We start from the raw sequence: 19,748 nt of genomic DNA on the forward strand, positions 1-19,748 counted from the left end.
GGCACCGAGGGTCCCGCCTGCGCTGAGCGGCCCGACGGCGTCGCTCGCCCTCAGAGGTCGTCGAACCCGCCGAAGGGCTCGTCGTCGTCCGGCTGCTCCCCCTCGCGGGCGATCTCCTCGCGGACCAGGGTGAGCGCGAGGGACGGGCTGTAGCCCTTGCGTGCGAGCATCCCGACGATGCGTCGGGTGCGGACCTCGCGGTCGAGACCTGTCGTGCGGGCGAGGCGCCGTCGGACCAGGTCGCGGGCGGCCTCGGCCTCGTCGTCCTCGTCGACCTGGTCGAGGGCGCCGGTCGCGGTGTCGTCGTCGATCCCCTTGCGCCGCAGCTCCTGCGCGATGGCGCGGCGTGAGAGCCCACGCTCACCGTGGCGGGTGCGGACGATCATCCCGGCGTACTCGGCGTCGTCGACGAGGCCGACCTCCTCGAATCGGTCGAGGATCGGTTCGAGGACCTCGGGCGGGTAGCCCTTGCGGGTCATGGCGTCCATGAGCTGGCGCCTGCTCTTGGGGGCTGCGGTCAGGGTCCGCAGGATCGCCTCGCGTGCGTGCTCGGTGAGCTCGGCACCGGCGAGTGCGTCCGACTCGACGCGGTCGGCGACCGTGGGGCGGGGCGTGCGCTCCTTGCGCTCCCCCGAGTACTCCTTGCGGCGCGACCCGCCCGCGCGCCGCTTCGAGGGCGTCGAGCCGAACCCGCCGCTCAGCCCGCTGCTGCCGAACCCGGACGAGCTGCGCTGCCCGAACCCGCCGCGCCCCGACGACCCGTTGCTCCCGTCGCGCGACCGCGAGGACCCGCGCGCGAGCGACGAGCTTCCCCCGGTGGCCCGCCCCCCTGCGGCGGCGGCCGTCGGCCTGGCCGTCCGTCCGGTCCTGGGGGCGGCCCCGGACCCCGCGACGGGAGTGCCGGCGGCGCCGGGCGTGCCAGCGGAGCCGGATGTGCCGGTCGTGCCGCCGGCACCGGAAGCACCCGCGGGCGCGTCCCCCTCCTCACCGGGAAGGGGACGCGCCCACTCGGGCATGCGGTCCAGCGGGTCGTCGACGATCAGAGGACGGCCTTCTTGCCCTTACCAGCGGGGGCCGCCACGGGGGCGACCGGCTCGGCGAGCGCTGCGGCATCCGCCGGTGCGTCGACCTGGGGCCCGACACCGAGCTTCTCCTTGATCTTCTTCTCGAGCTCGTTGGCGAGGTCCGGGTTGTCGCGCAGGAACGAGCGCGCGTTCTCCTTGCCCTGCCCGAGCTGGTCGCCGCCGTACGTGAACCAGGACCCGGACTTGCGGACGAAACCGTGCTCGACGCCCATGTCGATGAGCCCGCCCTCGCGGGAGATCCCGACGCCGTACAGGATGTCGAACTCGGCCTGCTTGAAGGGCGGGGCCATCTTGTTCTTGACGACCTTGACGCGCGTGCGGTTGCCGACCGCGTCCGTGCCCTCCTTGAGCGTCTCGATGCGGCGGATGTCCAGGCGGACCGACGCGTAGAACTTCAGGGCCTTGCCACCGGTCGTGGTCTCGGGCGTGCCGAAGAACACGCCGATCTTCTCGCGGAGCTGGTTGATGAAGATCGCGGTGGTGCCCGACTGGCTCAGGGCACCCGTGAGCTTGCGCAGCGCCTGCGACATGAGACGAGCCTGGAGACCGACGTGGCTGTCGCCCATCTCGCCCTCGATCTCGGCCTTGGGCACGAGGGCCGCGACCGAGTCGATGACGATGATGTCGATCGCACCCGAGCGGATCAGCATGTCCGTGATCTCGAGGGCCTGCTCACCGGTGTCCGGCTGCGAGACGAGCAGCGCGTCGGTGTCGACGCCCAGCTTCTTCGCGTACTCGGGGTCGAGCGCGTGCTCGGCGTCGATGAACGCCGCGATGCCGCCCGCGCGCTGTGCGCTCGCGACGGCGTGCAGGGCGACGGTCGTCTTGCCGCTCGACTCGGGGCCGTAGATCTCCACGACCCGACCACGCGGGAGGCCGCCGATGCCGAGCGCGATGTCCAGGGCGATCGACCCGGTGGGGATGACCTCGATGGGCGCACGCCCCTCCTCGCCGAGGCGCATCACCGAGCCCTTGCCGAAGTTGCGGTCGATCTGGGCGAGGGCGGCTTCGAGCGCCTTCTCGCGGTCTGCGGGTGCGGGCATGTCGGTCACCTTTGCGTGCGGGGCACGGAACCGTGCCGAGAGTGTGTTCAGGAAGCCTGTGTCGTGTCCCGACGGTACGTGCCGCCACTGACACCCGCCGCCCCCCCTGGTCCTGCCTGTGGACGACGGACGGTCAGCTCGTGCTGTGCACAACTCTACCCGAACACCTGTTCGAGAGAGCCCTCGCGGTGCGGCGTGTCCCCGCCCCGCCCCTGCGCACCCGCGCCTCTCACGCCCCGTCCCACGACTCCCCCGGCCGCAGCACGACCGCCCGCGTCCCGGGGGCCCACCGGCGCACCGCCGCGGCGAACGCCGCCCCCGCGTGGTCCATCCACCCGCGCGGCAGGTTCTGCCCGCCCGGCGTGTGCAGCGTGCCCCAGTGCACCGGGATCGCGACCCGCACCCCGACGGTCGCGCACACGTGCGCCGCCTCGACCGGTCCCAGGTGACCGCCCGAGAGCCGCGGCCCCCAGCCCGCGACGGGCACGAGCGCGACGTCGACCGGCCCGCCCGCGAGCGCCGGCAGGTGCGCCATGCCCGGGTAGGCCTCGGTGTCGCCCACGGCCCACAGCGTCCAGCGGTCCGTGCGCACCAGGTGCCCCACCGCGGCGTTGGGCCGGTGCGGCATGGGCCGGTGCCCGTGCACCGCGGGCGTGAGGTGCACGCGGACGTGCGCACCGACGTCGTGCCACGCACCGTGCCCGCTCCCCGCAGAGGCGGGCAGCGGGCCGCGCGGGCGACCCGGCACCGGACCCACGAGGGGCCGGTCGTCGTGCTCGGGCCCCGCACCGAGACCGACGCCCGGGAGTCCCTTCGCACGCAGCCAGCGCGCGTTCGCCGGCGCCGTGAGGACCGGGGCGTCACCCAGGAGGCGCAGCGAGCCGAGCTCGGCGTGGTCGTGGTGCAGGTGAGAGAGGAGCACCGCGTCGGCGCCGCGCCACACCTCGGCGGGCCGCACGCCGCGTCGGCGCAGCAGCCCGGCGTGGCGCCTGAGCAGGGGGTCGGTCACGAGGCGCACGTCCCCGTCGGGCGTCGCGACGTCGAGCACGACGCTCGAGTGCCCCAGCCACGTCACCCGCAGCCCGGGCGCCGCCCCGGTCACGTCCTGACCCCCAGCTCCCGCAGCCACCCGACGAGCACGCCGTGCACGGCCTCGGCGCCCACGAGCATGCGGGTCCCGCCCACGTCCTCGCGCGCCCCGTCCGTGACGCGCAGGCTCGCGGGGTACAGCAGCATGGCCTCGTTCTGGGCGCCGCCCAGTCCGCCGTGCGAGCCGACCAGCCCCTCGAACGCGTGCACCAGCCCCGCGTCGTCGACGCTCGAGACCAGCAGCAGGTCCCCCGCGTGCTCGAGCGAGGCGGCGCGCAGCAGGTCGGGCGCGGCCCGCGGCCCGTACGGGGCGAGCGGGTCCTGCCCGTGGACCTCGCCCGTGACCAGGTGGCGGCTGCCCGCCGGGCCGTACGCGACGACGTCGGGCACCTCGCCCTGCGCGGGCCTGCTCTCCTGCACGACGACGACCCCCACGGCCGGGTTCGCGACCAGGCCCGGCACGAGCGCGGGCCAGCGCGCCCGGATCTCGTCGCCCACGAGCCTCACCGGGGAGCGCGGGAACCACACGAGACCCAGGTTCCCCGAGCCGACGACCGCGACCTCGGGCAGGTCGCCCGGGCTCACGGGTCCCGGCTCGCGGTCGGGTCCTACGAGCACGCGGCCGCCCCTCGCGTCCTGGGCGCCACCACGCCCGAGCGCGTTGAGCGCGGTGTTGACCGCTCCCCAGGCCTCGGAGTCCGCCGACCCGGGCGACCGCACCCCGGACGCCCGACGGCGCCGCTCGCCCGGGGCGGGTCGGGCCGCCATGAGGCGGCGCACCTCGTCGAGGAACGACCGACCCACGACCTGCTCGAACGTCGCACCGAGCGACTGGCCGTGGTCGGACAGCACGACGATCTCGTAGCGCCGCGGCGCGACCTGGGCCACCTGCTCCCACAGCCCCACGACCCGGTCGAGCCCCTCGAGCGCCCGCATCGCCTCGGGGCGCAACGGCCCCGCGTGGTGCGCGATCTCGTCGTAGTCCACGAGGTCCACGAACACCACGGGCGCCCCGCGCACGAGCTGCTCGGCGACGAGCGACGTGCTCAGGTCACGCAGCACCACGTTCGAGACCGCCCGCAGGACCGGGTAGGCCCCCAGGCGCGAGACCCGCGGCACGACGTCCCGCACGGCCTGCTGCCATCCCTGGTAGAGCTCCTTGAAGAACTCCCCCACGGTCGCCACGAGCGCCCGCACCAGGACGAACGGGCTCGAGAAGAAGTGCACGAAGAGCTGCCCCGGCCCCAGACCCGCACCCGCACGGCTCATGACGAGCAGGTTCGTCGAGGCGTCGCCCGAGAACATCGTCGAGACCGCGACCCCGCCGTCCGCGAGCAGACCGCGCCCGTCGCTCGTCAGGGCCTCGACCTGCGCCGCGTCAGGCGGCCGGTTCGTCACGACCAGGCGCCCCTGCGCGCGGTCCCACCACCGGAACGCCGGCACGTGCTCGCTCGTCCCGTGCAGCAGCCCCGCCTGGCTCGCCGGGGTCGTCGACGGCACGCGCGCCCACCACGACTCGAGCCGGTGGGAGCCGGACCCGAGCCAGCGCGCGAGGTTCGGGGCCAGCCCTGCCTGGACCGCGTGGTCGAACGTCTCGCGCGCCACGCCGTCCAGCTGGACGACCAGGAGGCCCGCGCGCGCAGGGCCATCTTCCGGCCTGTCCGGCCCGTCCGGCCCGTCCGGCCCGTCCGGCCCGGCGGCGCGCCGCTCGCCCGGACCCGCCGCCCCGGACCGCGCCCGGCGCGCCTGCGCACGCTGCGCCCGGCGCGCACGCCGGAGCAGGTGGTCGATCACGTACTCGTTGTCGCTCGCGCCGATCGCCCACCGGCCGATCGCCATGAAGAACGCCGCCAGCACCAGCACCGCCACGACGCTGCCCCAGTCGTCGGTCTCGAAACCCGGCAGGTACGTCAGGGCAAGCCACGCCACGAGCACCTGCCCCGCCAACCCCGAGACCAGAGCACCGAGCACACCCGCACGACCCGCGACGACCCGCCACACAGGACGCAGCAACGCGTCACCGACACCGACCACGAGCGCCGCGAGGACCACCGACCACCACGACGTGATCCGCACCCCGGGAACGATCCAGATCGCGAGCGCCAGGCCCGCCGTCGTCGACACGAGCGACCAGAGGGCCCCCGTCAGGTCGTGCACGGAGAACGGGAGGTGCCTCATGCCGCCATGATGCCGCGCCGAGGGACCTACCGCGCGGGCGGCGCCTGCCGGTGCCTGTCGGTACCCCACCGCTGCGAGTCCGGCACCTCCAGCGCGTCGCACAGCGCGTGCCACACGTGCCGGGGCTCGACGCCGTCCTCGATCGCCTGGACCGCGGTGCGGTCGCCCAGGGCGTTCAGCACCTGGTCCCGGGTCAGGGCGCGACCGTAGGCCGATCCGAAGACCTCGTCCACCAGCTGCCAGAACTCTCGATACCGCACGGGGACAGCCTGCCACGTCCCGGGGGCTCCCCCGTCATCGTGGCACCTCCGCACCTGGCTCGAACTCCGCGCGCCCCGGGCGGGGAGCGGTTGTGGGTGGCAGCGCCCACAATGGCGAGGTGACGTCCTCCGATCCTCTCGCCGGTCTCAGCGCTCCGACCCGCGCCTGGTTCGAGGGCGCGTTCGAGCGTCCGACGGCCGCGCAGGCGGGCGCGTGGGAGGCGATCGGGAGCGACCGGCACGCGCTCGTCGTCGCCCCCACGGGGTCGGGAAAGACCCTCGCGGCCTTCCTGTGGTCGCTCGACAGGCTGCTCTCCCCTCCTGCGGACGAGGCGCCCACGGACCCCGAGCACCGCTGCAAGATCCTGTACGTGTCCCCGCTCAAGGCGCTGGCCGCCGACGTCGAGCGCAACCTGCGGTCCCCGCTCGCGGGCATCCGGCAGGCCGCGGTGCGGCTCGGCACCACGGTCCCGGACGTCGTGGTGGGCACGCGCACGGGTGACACGCCCGCGAACGAACGGCGCCGTTTCGGGGTCGCTCCCCCGGACATCCTCATCACGACGCCCGAGTCGCTGTTCCTCGTCCTGACGTCCCAGGCGCGTGCAGGGCTGGCGGGCGTGCAGACCGTCATCATCGACGAGATCCACGCCGTGGCAGGGACCAAGCGCGGGGCGCACCTCGCGGTCTCGCTCGAACGCCTCGACGCGCTGCTCCCCGTGCCCGCGCAGCGCGTGGGCCTGTCCGCGACGGTCAGGCCGGTCGAGGCCGTCGCGACGTTCCTCGCGGGGCACCGCCGCCCGGAGGACCAGGGGCGGGAGGTCGTCGTCGTGCAGCCTCCCTCGGAGAAGAAGATCGAGGTCGACATCGTCGTCCCCGTCCCGGACCTGGCCGACCTGCGCAGCGCGCCGGGTCCCAGCAGGGCCACCGGGGCCGAGGACCTTGCGCCCCTGCCCGACGGCGAGCCCGACCTCTCGGGTCCCGCCACGGCCCGTCCGCCGCGCCCGTCGGTGTGGCCGCACGTCGAGGAGCGCGTGGTCGACCTCGTGGCCGAGCACCGCTCGACCCTGGTCTTCACGAACTCCCGGCGCGGGGCCGAGCGCCTCACGGCGCGCATGAACGAGGTCTGGGCCGAGCGCCAGGGCGAGGACGTGCCGGACGTCGGGACGCTCCAGCCCGCGCAGGTGCTGGCCCAGTCGGGGGCCAGCGCGGGCACGGACCCCGTGATCGCCCGCGCGCACCACGGCTCGATGAGCCGGGCCGAGCGCACGCGCACCGAGACCGAGCTCAAGGACGGGCGCCTGCCCGCGGTCGTCGCGACGTCGTCCCTCGAGCTGGGCATCGACATGGGCGCGGTGGACCTCGTGGTCCAGGTCGGGGCACCGCCGTCGGTCGCGAGCGGTCTCCAGCGCATCGGGCGCGCAGGACACCAGGTGGGCGCGGTGTCGCACGGCGTCGTGTTCCCGACCTTCCGGGGCGACCTGGTGCCCTCCGCAGTCATCGCGGACCGCATGCGGACCGGGCAGATCGAGCACCTGCACGTGCTGTCCAACCCGCTCGACGTGCTCGCGCAGCAGGTCGTGGCCATGGTCGCGCTCGACGACTGGACCGTCGCGGACCTCGCGGCCCTCGTGCGGCGCAGCGCGCCCTACGGGGCGCTGGGCGACGCGACGCTGCACGCCGTGCTGGACATGCTCGCGGGCCGCTACCCCAGCGAGGACTTCGGCGAGCTGCGCGCGCGGATCGTCTGGGACCGGACGACGGGGCTCCTCAGCGGGCGGCCCGGAGCGCTGCGGCTCGCCGTCACGAGCGGTGGCACCATCCCCGACCGGGGGCTGTACGGGGTGTTCCTCGCGACGGACCCCGCCACGACCGCGGGCCCCGAGGACACCGCCGGGGTGCTCGGCGACGCGCCGGGCGGCGCCGCGACGGGTGCGCGGGCGCGGGGTGGTCGGCGGGTGGGCGAGCTCGACGAGGAGATGGTCTACGAGTCGCGCGTGGGCGACACGTTCACGCTCGGGTCGAGCACGTGGCGCATCGAGGACATCACCCCGGACCGCGTGCTCGTGACCCCGGCCCCGGGCGCACCCGGACGGCTCCCGTTCTGGAAGGGCGACTCGCCCGGTCGGCCCGCCGAGCTCGGCCGAGCCGTGGGCGCCTGGGTGCGCGAGCTCGAGACCCTCGCCGCGTCGGACGGGCCGCTCGCCGAACGCCTGCGCGACGCGGGTCTCGACGCCTGGGCGACCGACAACCTCATGGCCTATCTGGGTGACCAGCGCGAGGCCACGGGGCGCGTGCCCGACGACCGGACGGTCGTCGTCGAACGCTTCCGCGACGAGCTGGGCGACTGGCGCGTCGTCATCCACTCGCCCTACGGGGCCAAGGTCCACGCGCCGTGGGCGCTCGTCCTGGGAGCGCGGCTGCGCGACCGCTACGGCCTGGACGCGGCAGCCATGCACTCGGACGACGGGATCGTGCTGCGCCTGCCGGACCTGGGCGACGGCGGCTGGGACGACGACTCCCCCACGGGCGCCGGCTCCCCCGTCGTGACGGCCGAGGACCTGCTGCTCGCGCCCGAGGAGGTCCTCGACGAGGTCAGGGCCGAGCTCGGCGGCTCGATCATGTTCGCCGCGCGCTTCCGCGAGGCAGCAGCCCGTGCGCTCCTGCTCCCCCGACGACGCCCCGACAAGCGGCAGCCGCTGTGGCAGCAGCGCCAGCGCTCGGCCCAGCTCCTGTCGGTCGCGAGCGAGTACCCCGAGTTCCCGATCGTGCTGGAGGCCGCGCGCGAGTGCCTCCAGGACGACTTCGACGTCGCTGCCCTGACCGACCTCATGCGGGACCTGGCCGCGGGCCGGGTCCGGCTGGTCGACGTCACGACCCCGACCCCGTCCCCCTTCGCGCAGTCGCTCCTGTTCGGGTACACGGCCCAGTTCCTGTACGACGGCGACGCTCCCCTCGCCGAGCGTCGGGCGGCCGCGCTGTCGCTCGACCCGACGCTGCTCGCCGAGCTGCTCGGCACCGAGGGCGGGGCGTCGCAGCTCGCCGACCTGCTCGACCCGGAGTCGGTCGAGCGCACCGAGGCCGAGCTCGGCGCCCTGGTGCCGAACCGTCGAGCCCGTCACGCGGAGGACGTGTGGGACCTGCTGCGTCGCCTGGGTCCGCTGCCCGTGGCGGAGGTCGTCCGACGCACGCGCGAGGAGGTGCGCGACGAGGCAACCGCATGGCTCGCCACCCTGGAGGGGGCGCGCCGGGTGATCCGGGTGCGCCTGGCCGGGGTGCCCGACGACGTCGCGCAGCAGTGGGCCGTGGTCGAGGACGCCGGGCGGCTCCGGGACGCGCTGGGAGTCGCCCTGCCCACTGGCATCCCCGAGGTGTTCACCGAGCCAGTCCCCGACCCGCTGGGCGACCTCGTGCGACGCCACGCCCGCACCCACGGCCCGTTCTCGGCGCACGAGGTCGCGGCCCGGTTCGGGATCGGGGTCGCCGTGGCCACCGGGGTGCTGCGCCGGCTCGAGGCCGCGCGCGTGCTCGTGTGCGGGCGGCTCCGCCCCGAGTCGCTGGGCGGCACGGGCGAGGAATGGTGCGACGCCGAGGTCCTGCGGACCCTGCGGCGCCGGTCGCTCGCTGCGCTGCGTGCCGAGGTCGAACCCGTCGCCCCCGAGGCACTCGGTGTCTTCCTGCCCCGCTGGCACGGTATCGGCACGCTGCGAGGGGTCGACGGGCTGCTGCGCGTCGTCGAGCAGCTCTCCGGCGCCGCGGTCCCCGCCTCGGCCCTCGAGACGCTCGTGCTGCCCTCACGCGTCACGGACTACTCGCCCGCGCTGCTCGACGAGCTGACCACCACGGGCGAGGTCCTGTGGTGCGGCCACTCGTCGCTGCCCGGGGGGAAGGACGGGCTCGTGAGCCTGCACCTCGCGGACGCCGCTCCCCTCACGCTCCCCGACGCGACCCCGCTCGAGGAGGACGGGCCGCTCGACAGCGACCTGCACCGGGTCGTCGCGGACCTGCTGACCGGCTCGGGCGGGTTCTTCCTACCGCGGATCGCCGAGCTCGCGGGCGCGTCCCAGGCCGCGACGCTCGAGGCCCTGTGGGACCTGGTGTGGGCGGGCTGGGTCACGAACGACGGCCTGGGTGCCCTGCGCAGCCGCCTCGGTCCCGGGGGCGGGGCGCACCGCGCTCCCCGCGCCCCCGTCCGCGCCCGCCCGTTGGCCCGGGGACGCTTCGCCTCGCTCGGCGCGGGCGCGTCGGGCTCCGCCCGCGGCGAGAGCGACCTGCGCGGCGGCTCGGGGCGCTGGTCCGCGCTGCCGGCCCGCGAGCTCGACCCCACGCGCCGCACGCACGCCCTCACCAGGGTCCTGCTCGACCGTCACGGCGTCCTGACACGGGGCGCAGCCCCGTCGGAGGGGGTCACGAACTACTTCCGCGGCGTCTACCGCGTGCTGTCGGAGCTCGAGACCACGGGCACCGTCCGGCGCGGCTACTTCGTCGAGCACCTCGGCGGTTCGCAGTTCGCGCTCCCGGGAGCCGTCGACCAGCTCCGCACGGACGCGCAGGACCGCGAGCATGCCGAGGAGTCGCCGGGACGCCGCGAGCTCGCCGCGCTGCTGCTCGCCGCGACCGACCCGGCCAACCCCTACGGCGCAGCCCTGACGTGGCCCGAACCTCGGGTGCCGCACGAGCCGGGGGGCGGCGCCCCGATCGGGTTCGCGGCACCCGGCTCGGCGAGGGCGGCGACGGACGCTGCGACGGGATCATCGAGCGCGTCGACCTCGACCGCCCTGCTGACCACCCGCGCGGTGGCCGCCCGACCCACGCCCCGCGCGACGCACCGCCCGGGGCGCAAGGTGGGCTCCGTCGTCGTGCTCGTGGGCGGCGACCTGGTGCTGTACGTCGAGCGCGGCGGGCGGTCGCTGATCTCGTTCGGGGACGACTCGTCGTCCGCTGCCCGCCGCCTCGCGACGGCGTGCACCGAGCTCGCGCGGGCCTCCCGGGCCGGGCTGCTCGGCAAGATGGTGATCGGGCGGATCGACGGGATCGACGCCCTGGCCGGTGCGGGCAGCACCGCGTCGCGCGCGTTCGGCGTCACGGCCGCGCTCCTGGAGGCCGGGTTCCGGCCCACGCCGCGAGGCCTGCGCGCATGAGCAGCGCCCGGGGTGCGCGCGGGACGGGAGCGCACCGTGCCTGAGGGCGACGTCGTCCGGGTCACCGCACAGCGTCTCGACGCCGCGCTGAGCGGGCGCGCGCTGGGACGCGCCGAGCTGCGCTGGGCCGAGGCGGGCGGGACCGACCTCACCGGGCGGACCGTGACCGAGGTGCTGGCGTTCGCCAAGCACCTCCTGACCCGTCTCGACGACGGCACGACCCTGCACACGCACCTGCGGATGGAAGGGCAGTGGCGCATCGCCCGGACCGGGTCGGCCGCTGCCGCGGCCCGGGGAAGCGACGTGCGCGCGGTCCTCGCGAACGAGACCTGGACGTGCGTCGGCGAGCGGCTCGGGATGCTCGACGTGGTCCGCACGCGCGACGAGCACCTGCTCCTCGGGCACCTGGGACCGGACATCCTCGCGGCGGACTTCCTCACGGATCCCGAGACCGGCGTGGGGCTCGCGGTAACCCGCCTGCGCGCTGCCGCCGCCGAGGGCGGGTTCCCCGCGCAGGTCACGGTCGGCGGGAGTGCGACCCCGGCCCCACGGGGCACGCGACTGCCGATCGCCGACGCGCTGCTCGACCAGCGCGGGGTCTCGGGCCTCGGCACCATCTACACGGCCGAAGGCCTGTTCGCCCAGCGGCTGTGGCCGTGGACGCCCGTCGACGACGTGTCCGACCACGACCTGGAGGCCCTGCTGCGCACGACGCGCGGGCTCATGCTCCGCAGCGTCGCGGAGGGCGTCGGCACGGTGCGCCGGCACGTCCACGGCAGAGCACGACGGGCGTGCCACCGATGTGGCACGCCCGTCGCTGTCGCTCCGGCGAACCAAGCGCCGTTCGAGCGACCGATCTTCTGGTGTCCGACCTGTCAGAGGGCCTGAGCCTCAGCCGACCGGCTGGAGGTCCTCCCGCATGCGCCGCGCGCTCTCGGCCGCAGCACCGCGACCCATGAGGCTCGTGGCGAAGTCCGCGGGGATCGTGTCCGGGATCATGAGCCCCTCGGCCACGGCGACCCGGTCGCTGACCTCGCGGAGCACGACCGACATGGGGATGTCGAGCGCCTCGCAGATCGAGCCCAGGAGCTCGGACGACGCTTCCTTCTGACCACGCTCGACCTCGCTGAGGTATCCCAGGGAGACGCGTGCGGCCGAGGACACCTCTCGCAGGGTGCGGCCCTGTCGCTGGCGAGCGTCTCGCAGCACGTCCCCGATCTCTCGTCGAAGAACAATCATCTGGCGGCCCCCTTCCGTGTCCCGTGCGATCGACGGAGCCTGCCTGGCTCCTGTGGTGTTTCGCTGACCTGTCGTTCCCCGTGCTCCTCGCGCGGGGATCGTCCTACCGTACCCCGCACCCGGGGTTGTCTCATGCGCTGATCTGTTGAATGGCCTCTTGGCGATCACGTGCTGTTCAACGCGCTTCCTCCCAGGGTTGTTCCCGTACCGGGGAGACGTCCACGACGTTGCCGGGAGTTCACGAACTCTCCACGCACTCCCCAGTGCTTGCCCTCGTGCAGACCAGCCCATGGCACGTCCGGCCCTCGTCGGAACGCCGCAGAGATCACCCGGTGACGACGGCACGCGCGAGCGTCAGGAGGTGTCCGACCGTGGCCTCGCGCACCGCGGCCCGGTCACCGTCGAGGTGCAGCTCGGCGACCTCGGTCCGCCCGGGCGAGGCCACTGCCACATGGACGAGCCCCGGGGCCTTGCCGTCCTGAGGTGCCGGGCCGGCGACCCCGGTCGTCGCGAGCCCGACGTCCGCACCCAGGAGGCGCCGCACCCCCTGCGCCATCTGCCGCGCGACCTCGGGGTCGACCGCGCCGCGTTCGGCGAGCAGCTCGGCATCGACCCCCAGCACGCTCGCCTTGACGTCGGTCGCGTACGCCGTGACGCCGCCCCGCAGCACCGCGGAGGCGCCCGGGACGGCGACGAGACGGGCCGTGACGAGCCCACCCGTCAGCGACTCGGCGACCGCGAGCGTCCAGCCCCGCGACGCGAGCGAGGCCAGGAGGTCCGCTGCGCCCGTCGCAGGTGCCAGGTCCGCGCTCGTCATCGGAACCGGCTCAGTCCTGACCGGCCGTCTTCGCGGCACGCAGCGCGTCCCGTCGCAGCCGCCAGCCCTGGTAGGCGTACTCGACCCCTGTGACCACCGTGACGACCAGCGCTGCGCCGAGGACGACCCAGCCGACGACCGTGATCCAGCCGGGCATCTGGTCGAGCGGGAGCAGGAAGATCGAGATCGCGACGGACTGCAGGACGGTCTTGAGCTTGCCACCGCGCGAGGCCGGCATGACCGTGTACTTGAGCACCGCGAACCGCATGAGCGTGATGCCGAGCTCACGAGCCAGGATGACGATCGTGACCCACCACGGCAGGTCGCCGAGCGCCGAGAGCAGGACCAGCGCGGCCCCGATCAGCAGCTTGTCGGCGATGGGGTCGAGGAGCTTGCCGAGGTCCGTGACCAGGTCGTACTTCCGGGCCAGGTACCCGTCGACGCGGTCCGTCGCGGCAGCGAGGACGAACAGCGCCGTCGCGACCAGGCGCCAGGTGACCGTGTGCCCGCCGTCGGCGAGCAGCGCCCACGCGAAGAAGGGGACCACGGCGATCCGGGCGATAGTGACCGCGTTCGCGGAGTTCCAGGGGGACGGGACGGCTGTGACCACACGACAAGCGTAGGCGGTGCTCGGGCAGTCCCGGGACCACGGCCCGATCGGGGGCGGCCGTGGCGGCTCGTCGGACCGACGTCCGACGTCCCCGCCCGGGGCGAGGCGCGCACCCGGGCGCGCACCCGGGCGGGCGGCCGCGCGGGCGGCCGACGGCCTGATGAGCGGACACCCCCGGTCGCTCAGCGGGTCAGCGCTCGCGCCAGTCCGCCTCGTCGCCCGCGTCGTCGTGGTACTCCTGGGCGACAGGAGGCATGTGCCCGTCGGCGCCGTCGGAGTAGTCGCGGCCGTTGCCCCCGGCCGGCTCACCTCCTCCGGCCTCCCCGTCGTACACCTCGGCCCCGGGCTCGCCACGCAGCATCGCGAGCGTCGCGGGCAGGTCCTCGGCCGTGAGCATGACCTCGCGAGCCTTGGACCCCTCGGAGGGACCGACGATCTCTCGCGACTCGAGCAGGTCCATGAGGCGCCCGGCCTTGGCGAAGCCGACGCGCAGCTTGCGCTGCAGCATCGACGTCGAACCGAACTGCGTGGTGATGACGAGCTCGGCGGCCTGCAGCAGCAGGTCGAGGTCGTCTCCGATGTCCTCGTCGACCTGCTTCTTGGTCGCGGCCGAGGCCGCGACGTCGGTCCGGTAGGACGGCTTGAGCTGCGACTTGACGTGCTCGACGACGGCGTGCACCTCGCTCTCGGCAACCCATGCCCCCTGCACGCGCATGGGCTTGGCGGCCCCCATCGGCAGGAAGAGCGCGTCGCCCTGCCCGATGAGCTTCTCGGCGCCGGGCTGGTCGAGAACGACGCGCGAGTCCGCGAGGGACGACGTCGCGAACGCTAGGCGTGAGGGCACGTTGGCCTTGATGAGGCCCGTGACGACGTCGACCGACGGACGCTGGGTCGCGAGCACCAGGTGGATGCCCGCAGCACGCGCGAGCTGGGTGATGCGCTGGATCGAGGCCTCGACGTCGCGCGGGGCGACCATCATGAGGTCCGCGAGCTCGTCGACGACCACGAGCAGGTACGGGTACGTCGCGATCTTGCGCTCCGAGCCCGGCAGCGGCTTGACCTTCCCGGCCCGGACCGCGGTGTTGAAGTCGTCGATGTGCTTGTACCCGAACATCGCGAGGTCGTCGTAGCGCGCGTCCATCTCGCGCACGACCCACTCGAGGGCCTCCGCGGCCTTCTTGGGGCTCGTGATGATGGGCGTGATGAGGTGCGGGATGCCCTCGTAGATCGTGAGCTCGACACGCTTGGGGTCCACGAGGACCATGCGCACCTCTTCGGGCGTGGCCCGCATGAGGATCGAGACGATCATGGAGTTGATGAAGCTCGACTTGCCGGCGCCGGTGGCGCCCGCGACGAGGATGTGCGGCATCTTCGCGAGGTTCGCGACGACGTACCCGCCCTCGACGTCCTTGCCGACGCCCATGACCATGGGGTGCTCGGTGCGCCGCGCCACGGACGAGCGCAGCACGTCGCCCAGGACCACGGTCTCACGGTCGGTGTTGGGGATCTCGATGCCGATCGCGGACTTGCCGGGGATGGGCGAGAGGATGCGCACGTCGGCCGACGCCACGGCGTAGGCGATGTTCTTGGACAGGTTCGTGATGCGCTCGACCTTGACGGCCGGGCCGACCTCGACCTCGTAGCGGGTCACGGTGGGTCCGCGCGTGAAGCCCGTGACCTTCGCGTCGATCTCGAACTGCTCGAAGACACGCGTGAGGGACTCGACCACGCGGTCGTTCGCCGCGGAGCGCACCTTGTGGGGCGCACCCTTGACGAGGTCGTCCTCGGAGGGCAGCACGTAGACCGTGTCGCCCTCGAGCATGGGCTGGACGCCACGCGGTACGGGGTTGTTGGGCGGCGGCGGGGGCGCGCTGGGCGAGGGGCTCGTCCTGTCGAGCGACGGGACGACCTGCGTGGGCAGGTCGGCCGCGTCCTCGTGCGCGTCGGGTGCCGGCGGGGGGCCGACCGGTCCGGGGCGGCGCCCGCGGGCGCTCTTGCGGGCCGCTTCCTCCTCGGCCTCGAGCATCGCGGCGCGCTCGAAGGCCTCGTCGCCGACGTATCCGCCGTCGAGCCGTTCGCGCTCGGCCGCCTCGGCCTCCCGTTCTGCCTTGGTCTTGCGGGCACGCCCGACGCGGCGCTTGCGCGGCGCCTCGTCGGTGCCGTCGTGGCGAGAGACGCCGTCGGCGAGCTGCAGGCCGTCGTCGTCGTGGGGGCCGCGGCCGTCCTCGCCGTCGCGGTGGTTGCCGGTCAACCGGTCGTAGATGCCCTGCAGGCGGCTCGGGATGGCGTGGACGGGCGTCGCGGTGACCACGAGGATCCCGAAGAAGCCCAGCAGCAGGAACAGGGGAACGGCGAACCACTCGGTGAGTCCCGTGTGGACCGGGGTCGCGAAGAGGTAGCCGATCACGCCACCCGCGTCCTGGACGGCCGCGAAGCCGTCACGCGGGGCGGGCAGGTCCTCGGCGACGTGCACCAGGGAGCAGACCGACACGACGATGAACGAGAGCCCGATCGTGACGCGCGAGTTCGCCTGCGTCCGCTCGGGGTGCCTCATGATCCGGACGGCCAGCCAGATGAGCAGGACGGGCAGGGCGACCGCGGCGACGCCGAAGACGCCTGCCGAGACCGCGTGGACAGCCGTGCCGAACGCGCCAGAGATCCCCCACCACTCGCGGGCCGCGACGATCACGGCGAGTGCCAGGAGGAGGAACGCGACGCCGTCGCGCCGATGTGAGGGGTCCAGCTCTCTTGCTCCCTTGCCGATGCTGCGGGTCACCGCGCCGACCGCGTGCGCGCACCCCAGCCACAGGCCGCGCACCGCGCGGACGGGCCAGGGCGCAGGCCGGGTGGCCGGTCTGCGTGCCGACGAGCCCCGCGGGGCGCGGGACGCGCTCGAAGGTCCCCCCGATCTGCCCGTCGCACCACGCGAGGTGGTCTTGCGGGAGGTCGCGGGCCGTTTCGTCGAAGACGTCCGGGTCGCCATAGTACGCACCACGGTACCCGTGCCCGCCAGGTCGGCCCTGCACCCCGAGGGTGCGTGTCCTGTGACGAATCCGGCAACGTTCCGGGCCGCGCCCGGGCCCCGCCGTGGGGGCGTGTCCTGCCCGAGCGGTCGCGACGGGTGGCGGAACCGGGGCAGGATCGGGGTATGAGCACCCCTGGCCCGCTGCGCGAGCTGCACGAGATCGCCGACGGCGTGCACGTCGCGACGGCCGAGATCTGGACGAGCCTCACGACGGTCGTCGTGGCCCCGGACGGACGCGCCATGGTCGTCGACCCGGGCATCACCGTCGCCGAGGTCGAGTCCCTCGCGGCCGCGATCGCCCACCGCGGCTGGCGCGTCACCGCCGGGTTCTCGACCCACCCGCACTGGGACCACGTCCTGTGGTCGCGTGCGCTGGGCGACGTCCCGCGCTGGGCCTGCCCGACGGCGGTGCGCGCCCAGGAGCGGAGCCTCGCCGAGGACCTCGTGAAGGTCGAGCGCGAGGCGCCCGGGCACGACCTCACCCTGTTCGGCCGCCTCACGCCGGTTCCCGAGTCGGGGGCGGGCGACCCCTCAGGGGCCGGCCACCCGGACGCGCTGCACCTGCCGTGGCCCGCCGGGCCGGGGCGCGCGACGCCGTCGGGCGCTGGGGCGATGCCCGCCGCGATGCCGGGGGCGGGGGGCGAACCGGTCGTGCTCGTGGTCGAGCACCAGGCGCACGCGCCCGGCCACGGCGCGCTCGTCCTGCCGGGCGCCGGGGTGATCGTGGTCGGAGACATGCTCTCGGACGTCGAGGTGCCGCTCCTGGACCTCGAGTCCCCCGACCCCGTGGGCGAGTACCGCGCGGGACTCGACGCGCTCGAGCACGCGGTCTCCGAGCACGGCGTGCACACCCTCGTCCCCGGCCACGGGCACGTGGCCACGGGCAGCGACGCGATCTGGGAGCGCTTCGGCGCCGACCGGGCCTACCTGGACGCCCTGGAGGCGGCCGCCGACGGCGACGCGGACGGCCCTGACGCCTCGGACGACCCCCGCGTCACGGGCGAGTGGGTCGTGGGCGAGCACCGCAAGCAGCTCGACCACCTGCGGCGCACCCGCTCCTAGTCGTCGAGGCCGAGCTCGACCGACCGCGCGAGGGCGGCGTCCAGGGCGGCGTCGTCGACGATGATCCGCGACAGGTGCCGGGCCGCGACCAGGAGTGCGTCGAGGTCCGTGCCGTAGACGCTCAGCATCCCGCCCTCGGGGTCGAACCCGACGGCGTCGAGAGTCGCGGGCGACTCGTCGGTGAGCACCGCCTGGAGGGCTCCCGCGAAGTCGTAGCCCGAGCCCTCGACGCCGTGACGCTCGAGTGCGTCCTTGTGCTGGAGGTACTCGGGCCCACCGGGCGAGTAGATGATGCTCGAGCTCGCGTCGTGGGTCACGAGCAGGACCGGGGCGAGGTCGGCGAAGTCTGCTGAGGTTGCCATGGCCGCGATGCTAGCGGCCCGCACCGACATGAGGCCGCGCGTCGCGTCCTCGCCGCCGATGCGAGCCGCCGTCTCGTCCGCCGCCCCCCGACGAGGAAGGCCCGCCCTCGCGCAGAGCGGGAGGACGGGCCTTCGGACGATCGGACGCCTACGCCTCGACGACGACCGGGACGATCATCGGGCGGCGACGCAGGCGGTTGGACACCCAGCGCCCGACCACACGGCGCATGACCTGCTGGAGCTGGTGCACGTCCGTGGCGCCTCCCGCGATCGAGTCCTCGAGCGCCTGGACGACCTGCGGGCGGACGTCCTCGAACACGGCGTCGTCCTCGGCGAAGCCGCGCGCGAGGATGTGCGGGCCGGCGATGACCTTGCCCGTCGCGGAGTCGACCACGGCGAACAGCGAGATGAAGCCCTCCTCGCCGAGGATCTGACGGTCCTTGAGCTCGGCGTCCGTGAGCTCGCCGACGCTCGACCCGTCCACGTACACGTAGCCGCACGGCACCGCACCCACGACCGAGGCCTTGCCGTCGACGAGGTCGACGACCACACCGTCCTCGGCGAGGACCACGCGGTCGGCGGGCACGCCCGTCTTGACCGCGAGCGCCCCGTTGGCCACGAGGTGACGGACCTCGCCGTGCACCGGCATGACGTTCTTGGGCCGCAGGATGTTGTAGCAGTAGATGAGCTCGCCCGCGCTCGCGTGGCCCGAGACGTGCACCTTGGCGTTGCCGCCGTGCACGACGCGCGCGCCGAGGCGCGTGAGGCCGTTGATGATGCGGAAGACCGCGTTCTCGTTGCCCGGGATGAGCGAGGAGGCGAGGATCACGGTGTCGCCGTGGCCGACCGAGACCTTGTGGTCGCCGTTGGCCATGCGCGAGAGAGCTGCCATGGGCTCGCCCTGGGAGCCCGTGCACATGAGCACGATCTCGTCGTCGCGCAGCGAGTCGACCTTCTTGAGGTCGATGAGGACGCCGTCCGGCACCTTGAGGTAGCCGAGCTCGGCCGCGATGCCCATGTTGCGGACCATCGAGCGCCCGACGAGCGCGACGCGGCGCCCGTGGTTGTGCGCGGCGTTGAGGACCTGCTGGACGCGGTGCACGTGCGAGGAGAACGACGCGACGATGATCCGCTTGTCCGACGCGCCGAAGACGGAGTCCAGCACGGGGCCGATCTCGACCTCGGGGGTCACGAAGCCCGGGACCTCGGCGTTCGTCGAGTCGACCATGAACAGGTCGACGCCCTTCTCGCCCAGGCGCGCGAACGCGCGCAGGTCCGTGACGCGGCCGTCGAGCGGCAGCTGGTCCATCTTGAAGTCGCCCGTGTGCAGGACCGTGCCGGCCCCCGTGGTGACCGCGACCGCGAGCGCGTCCGGGATGGAGTGGTTGACCGCGACGAACTCGCACGCGAAGGGCCCGAACGTGACCGTCTCGTCCTCCTTGACCACGCGGGTCACGGGGGCGATGCGGTGCTCCTTGAGCTTGGCCGAGATGAACGCGAGCGTGAGCTGCGAGCCCACCAGGGGGATGTCGCGGCGCAGGCGCAGCAGGTACGGGACGGCACCGATGTGGTCCTCGTGGCCGTGCGTCAGGATGATCGCCTCGATGTCGTCGAGACGGTCCTTGATGTAGTCGAAGTCCGGCAGGATCAGGTCCACGCCGGGCTGGTTGTCCTCGGGGAAGAGGACGCCGCAGTCGATGACGAGCAGGCGCCCGTCGTACTCGAGGACGGCCATGTTGCGTCCCACCTCGCCGAGCCCGCCGAGGGCGACGATGCGCAGGGCACCTGCCTGGAGCGCGGGGGGAAGGGACAGTTCGGGGTGAGGGTGGCTCACGGGGCC

General features: G+C 74.0%; 14 protein-coding genes. 3 read left to right on the forward strand and 11 right to left on the reverse strand.

Annotated features, from left to right (window positions below):
* Positions 1-50: 50 nt before the first annotated feature.
* From IE95_RS20335 to IE95_RS0105085, 5 genes are all read right to left on the reverse strand, one after another.
* A complete protein-coding gene (locus tag IE95_RS20335) occupies positions 51-1,016 on the reverse strand; it encodes a regulatory protein RecX (protein WP_129429375.1) in 966 nt (321 codons plus the stop codon).
* A 23-nt stretch (positions 1,017-1,039) separates the two neighbouring features.
* A complete protein-coding gene (gene recA / locus IE95_RS0105070; RefSeq protein ID WP_030150553.1) occupies positions 1,040-2,128 on the reverse strand; it encodes a recombinase RecA in 1,089 nt (362 codons plus the stop codon).
* Positions 2,129-2,357: 229 nt separating this feature from the next.
* Positions 2,358-3,230, reverse strand: coding sequence for an MBL fold metallo-hydrolase (locus IE95_RS0105075; RefSeq protein WP_030150554.1), 873 nt, complete (start codon positions 3,228-3,230; stop codon positions 2,358-2,360).
* Positions 3,227-5,395: a phage holin family protein gene (locus tag IE95_RS0105080; RefSeq protein WP_030150555.1), complete on the reverse strand. Its 2,169-nt coding sequence runs from the start codon at positions 5,393-5,395 to the stop codon at positions 3,227-3,229. The genes IE95_RS0105075 and IE95_RS0105080 overlap by 4 nt, the downstream gene beginning before the upstream one ends.
* A 26-nt stretch (positions 5,396-5,421) precedes the next feature.
* Positions 5,422-5,655, reverse strand: coding sequence for a DUF3046 domain-containing protein (locus IE95_RS0105085; RefSeq protein WP_030150556.1), 234 nt, complete (start codon positions 5,653-5,655; stop codon positions 5,422-5,424).
* A 119-nt stretch (positions 5,656-5,774) separates the two neighbouring features.
* Between IE95_RS0105085 and IE95_RS0105090 the strand changes: the two genes are divergently transcribed.
* A complete protein-coding gene (locus tag IE95_RS0105090) occupies positions 5,775-10,793 on the forward strand; it encodes an Lhr family helicase (protein ID WP_030150557.1) in 5,019 nt (1,672 codons plus the stop codon).
* A gap of 36 nt (positions 10,794-10,829) precedes the next feature.
* Complete coding sequence (locus IE95_RS0105095; RefSeq protein WP_030150558.1) at positions 10,830-11,681, forward strand: DNA-formamidopyrimidine glycosylase family protein; 852 nt, start codon at positions 10,830-10,832, stop codon at positions 11,679-11,681.
* Between the two features lie 3 nt (positions 11,682-11,684).
* Here the strand turns inward: IE95_RS0105095 and IE95_RS0105100 are convergent, their stop codons facing one another.
* The 4 genes from IE95_RS0105100 to IE95_RS0105120 all read right to left on the reverse strand — a co-directional run bounded on the left by IE95_RS0105100 (position 11,685) and on the right by IE95_RS0105120 (position 16,442).
* Positions 11,685-12,032 carry a helix-turn-helix domain-containing protein gene (locus IE95_RS0105100; protein WP_030150559.1) on the reverse strand — a complete coding sequence of 116 codons (348 nt, stop codon included), beginning with the start codon at positions 12,030-12,032 and terminating at the stop codon, positions 11,685-11,687.
* Positions 12,033-12,357: 325 nt separating this feature from the next.
* Positions 12,358-12,849 carry a CinA family protein gene (locus IE95_RS0105105; RefSeq protein WP_030150560.1) on the reverse strand — a complete coding sequence of 164 codons (492 nt, stop codon included), beginning with the start codon at positions 12,847-12,849 and terminating at the stop codon, positions 12,358-12,360.
* 10 nt (positions 12,850-12,859) lie between these two features.
* On the reverse strand, positions 12,860-13,459 hold the full coding sequence (pgsA, locus tag IE95_RS0105110; protein WP_030150561.1) for a CDP-diacylglycerol--glycerol-3-phosphate 3-phosphatidyltransferase: 600 nt from the start codon (positions 13,457-13,459) through the stop codon (positions 12,860-12,862).
* 190 nt (positions 13,460-13,649) lie between these two features.
* Complete coding sequence (locus tag IE95_RS0105120) at positions 13,650-16,442, reverse strand: DNA translocase FtsK 4TM domain-containing protein (protein ID WP_084689842.1); 2,793 nt, start codon at positions 16,440-16,442, stop codon at positions 13,650-13,652.
* A 165-nt stretch (positions 16,443-16,607) separates the two neighbouring features.
* Between IE95_RS0105120 and IE95_RS0105125 the strand changes: the two genes are divergently transcribed.
* Positions 16,608-17,546, forward strand: coding sequence for an MBL fold metallo-hydrolase (locus tag IE95_RS0105125; protein WP_051702755.1), 939 nt, complete (start codon positions 16,608-16,610; stop codon positions 17,544-17,546).
* On the opposite strand, the gene IE95_RS18680 is transcribed toward IE95_RS0105125, so the two are convergent.
* The gene (locus tag IE95_RS18680; protein WP_164984118.1) at positions 17,543-17,908 is read right to left on the reverse strand and encodes an Imm51 family immunity protein; all 366 of its coding nucleotides are present in this window, start codon (positions 17,906-17,908) and stop codon (positions 17,543-17,545) included. The two genes, IE95_RS0105125 and IE95_RS18680, sit on opposite strands and share 4 nt — an antisense overlap.
* Before the next feature lie 148 nt (positions 17,909-18,056).
* Positions 18,057-19,742, reverse strand: coding sequence for a ribonuclease J (locus tag IE95_RS0105135; protein ID WP_030150565.1), 1,686 nt, complete (start codon positions 19,740-19,742; stop codon positions 18,057-18,059).
* Between the last annotated feature and the right edge of the window lie 6 nt (positions 19,743-19,748).

It is taken from the genome of Oerskovia turbata (assembly GCF_000718325.1).
GTDB lineage: Bacteria > Actinomycetota > Actinomycetes > Actinomycetales > Cellulomonadaceae > Oerskovia > Oerskovia turbata.

Excerpts from the sequence above, each read along its gene's own strand:
- IE95_RS20335 (WP_129429375.1), bottom strand. The coding sequence starts at position 1,016 with ATGCCCGAGTGGGCGCGTCCCCTTCCCGGTGAGGAGGGGGACGCGCCC.
- recA (WP_030150553.1), bottom strand. The coding sequence starts at position 2,128 with ATGCCCGCACCCGCAGACCGCGAGAAGGCGCTCGAAGCCGCCCTCGCC.
- IE95_RS0105080 (WP_030150555.1), bottom strand. The coding sequence starts at position 5,395 with ATGAGGCACCTCCCGTTCTCCGTGCACGACCTGACGGGGGCCCTCTGG.
- IE95_RS0105100 (WP_030150559.1), bottom strand. The coding sequence starts at position 12,032 with ATGATTGTTCTTCGACGAGAGATCGGGGACGTGCTGCGAGACGCTCGC.
- IE95_RS0105105 (WP_030150560.1), bottom strand. The coding sequence starts at position 12,849 with ATGACGAGCGCGGACCTGGCACCTGCGACGGGCGCAGCGGACCTCCTG.
- IE95_RS0105120 (WP_084689842.1), bottom strand. The coding sequence starts at position 16,442 with ATGGCGACCCGGACGTCTTCGACGAAACGGCCCGCGACCTCCCGCAAG.
- IE95_RS0105125 (WP_051702755.1), top strand. The coding sequence starts at position 16,608 with ATGAGCACCCCTGGCCCGCTGCGCGAGCTGCACGAGATCGCCGACGGC.
- IE95_RS18680 (WP_164984118.1), bottom strand. The coding sequence starts at position 17,908 with ATGGCAACCTCAGCAGACTTCGCCGACCTCGCCCCGGTCCTGCTCGTG.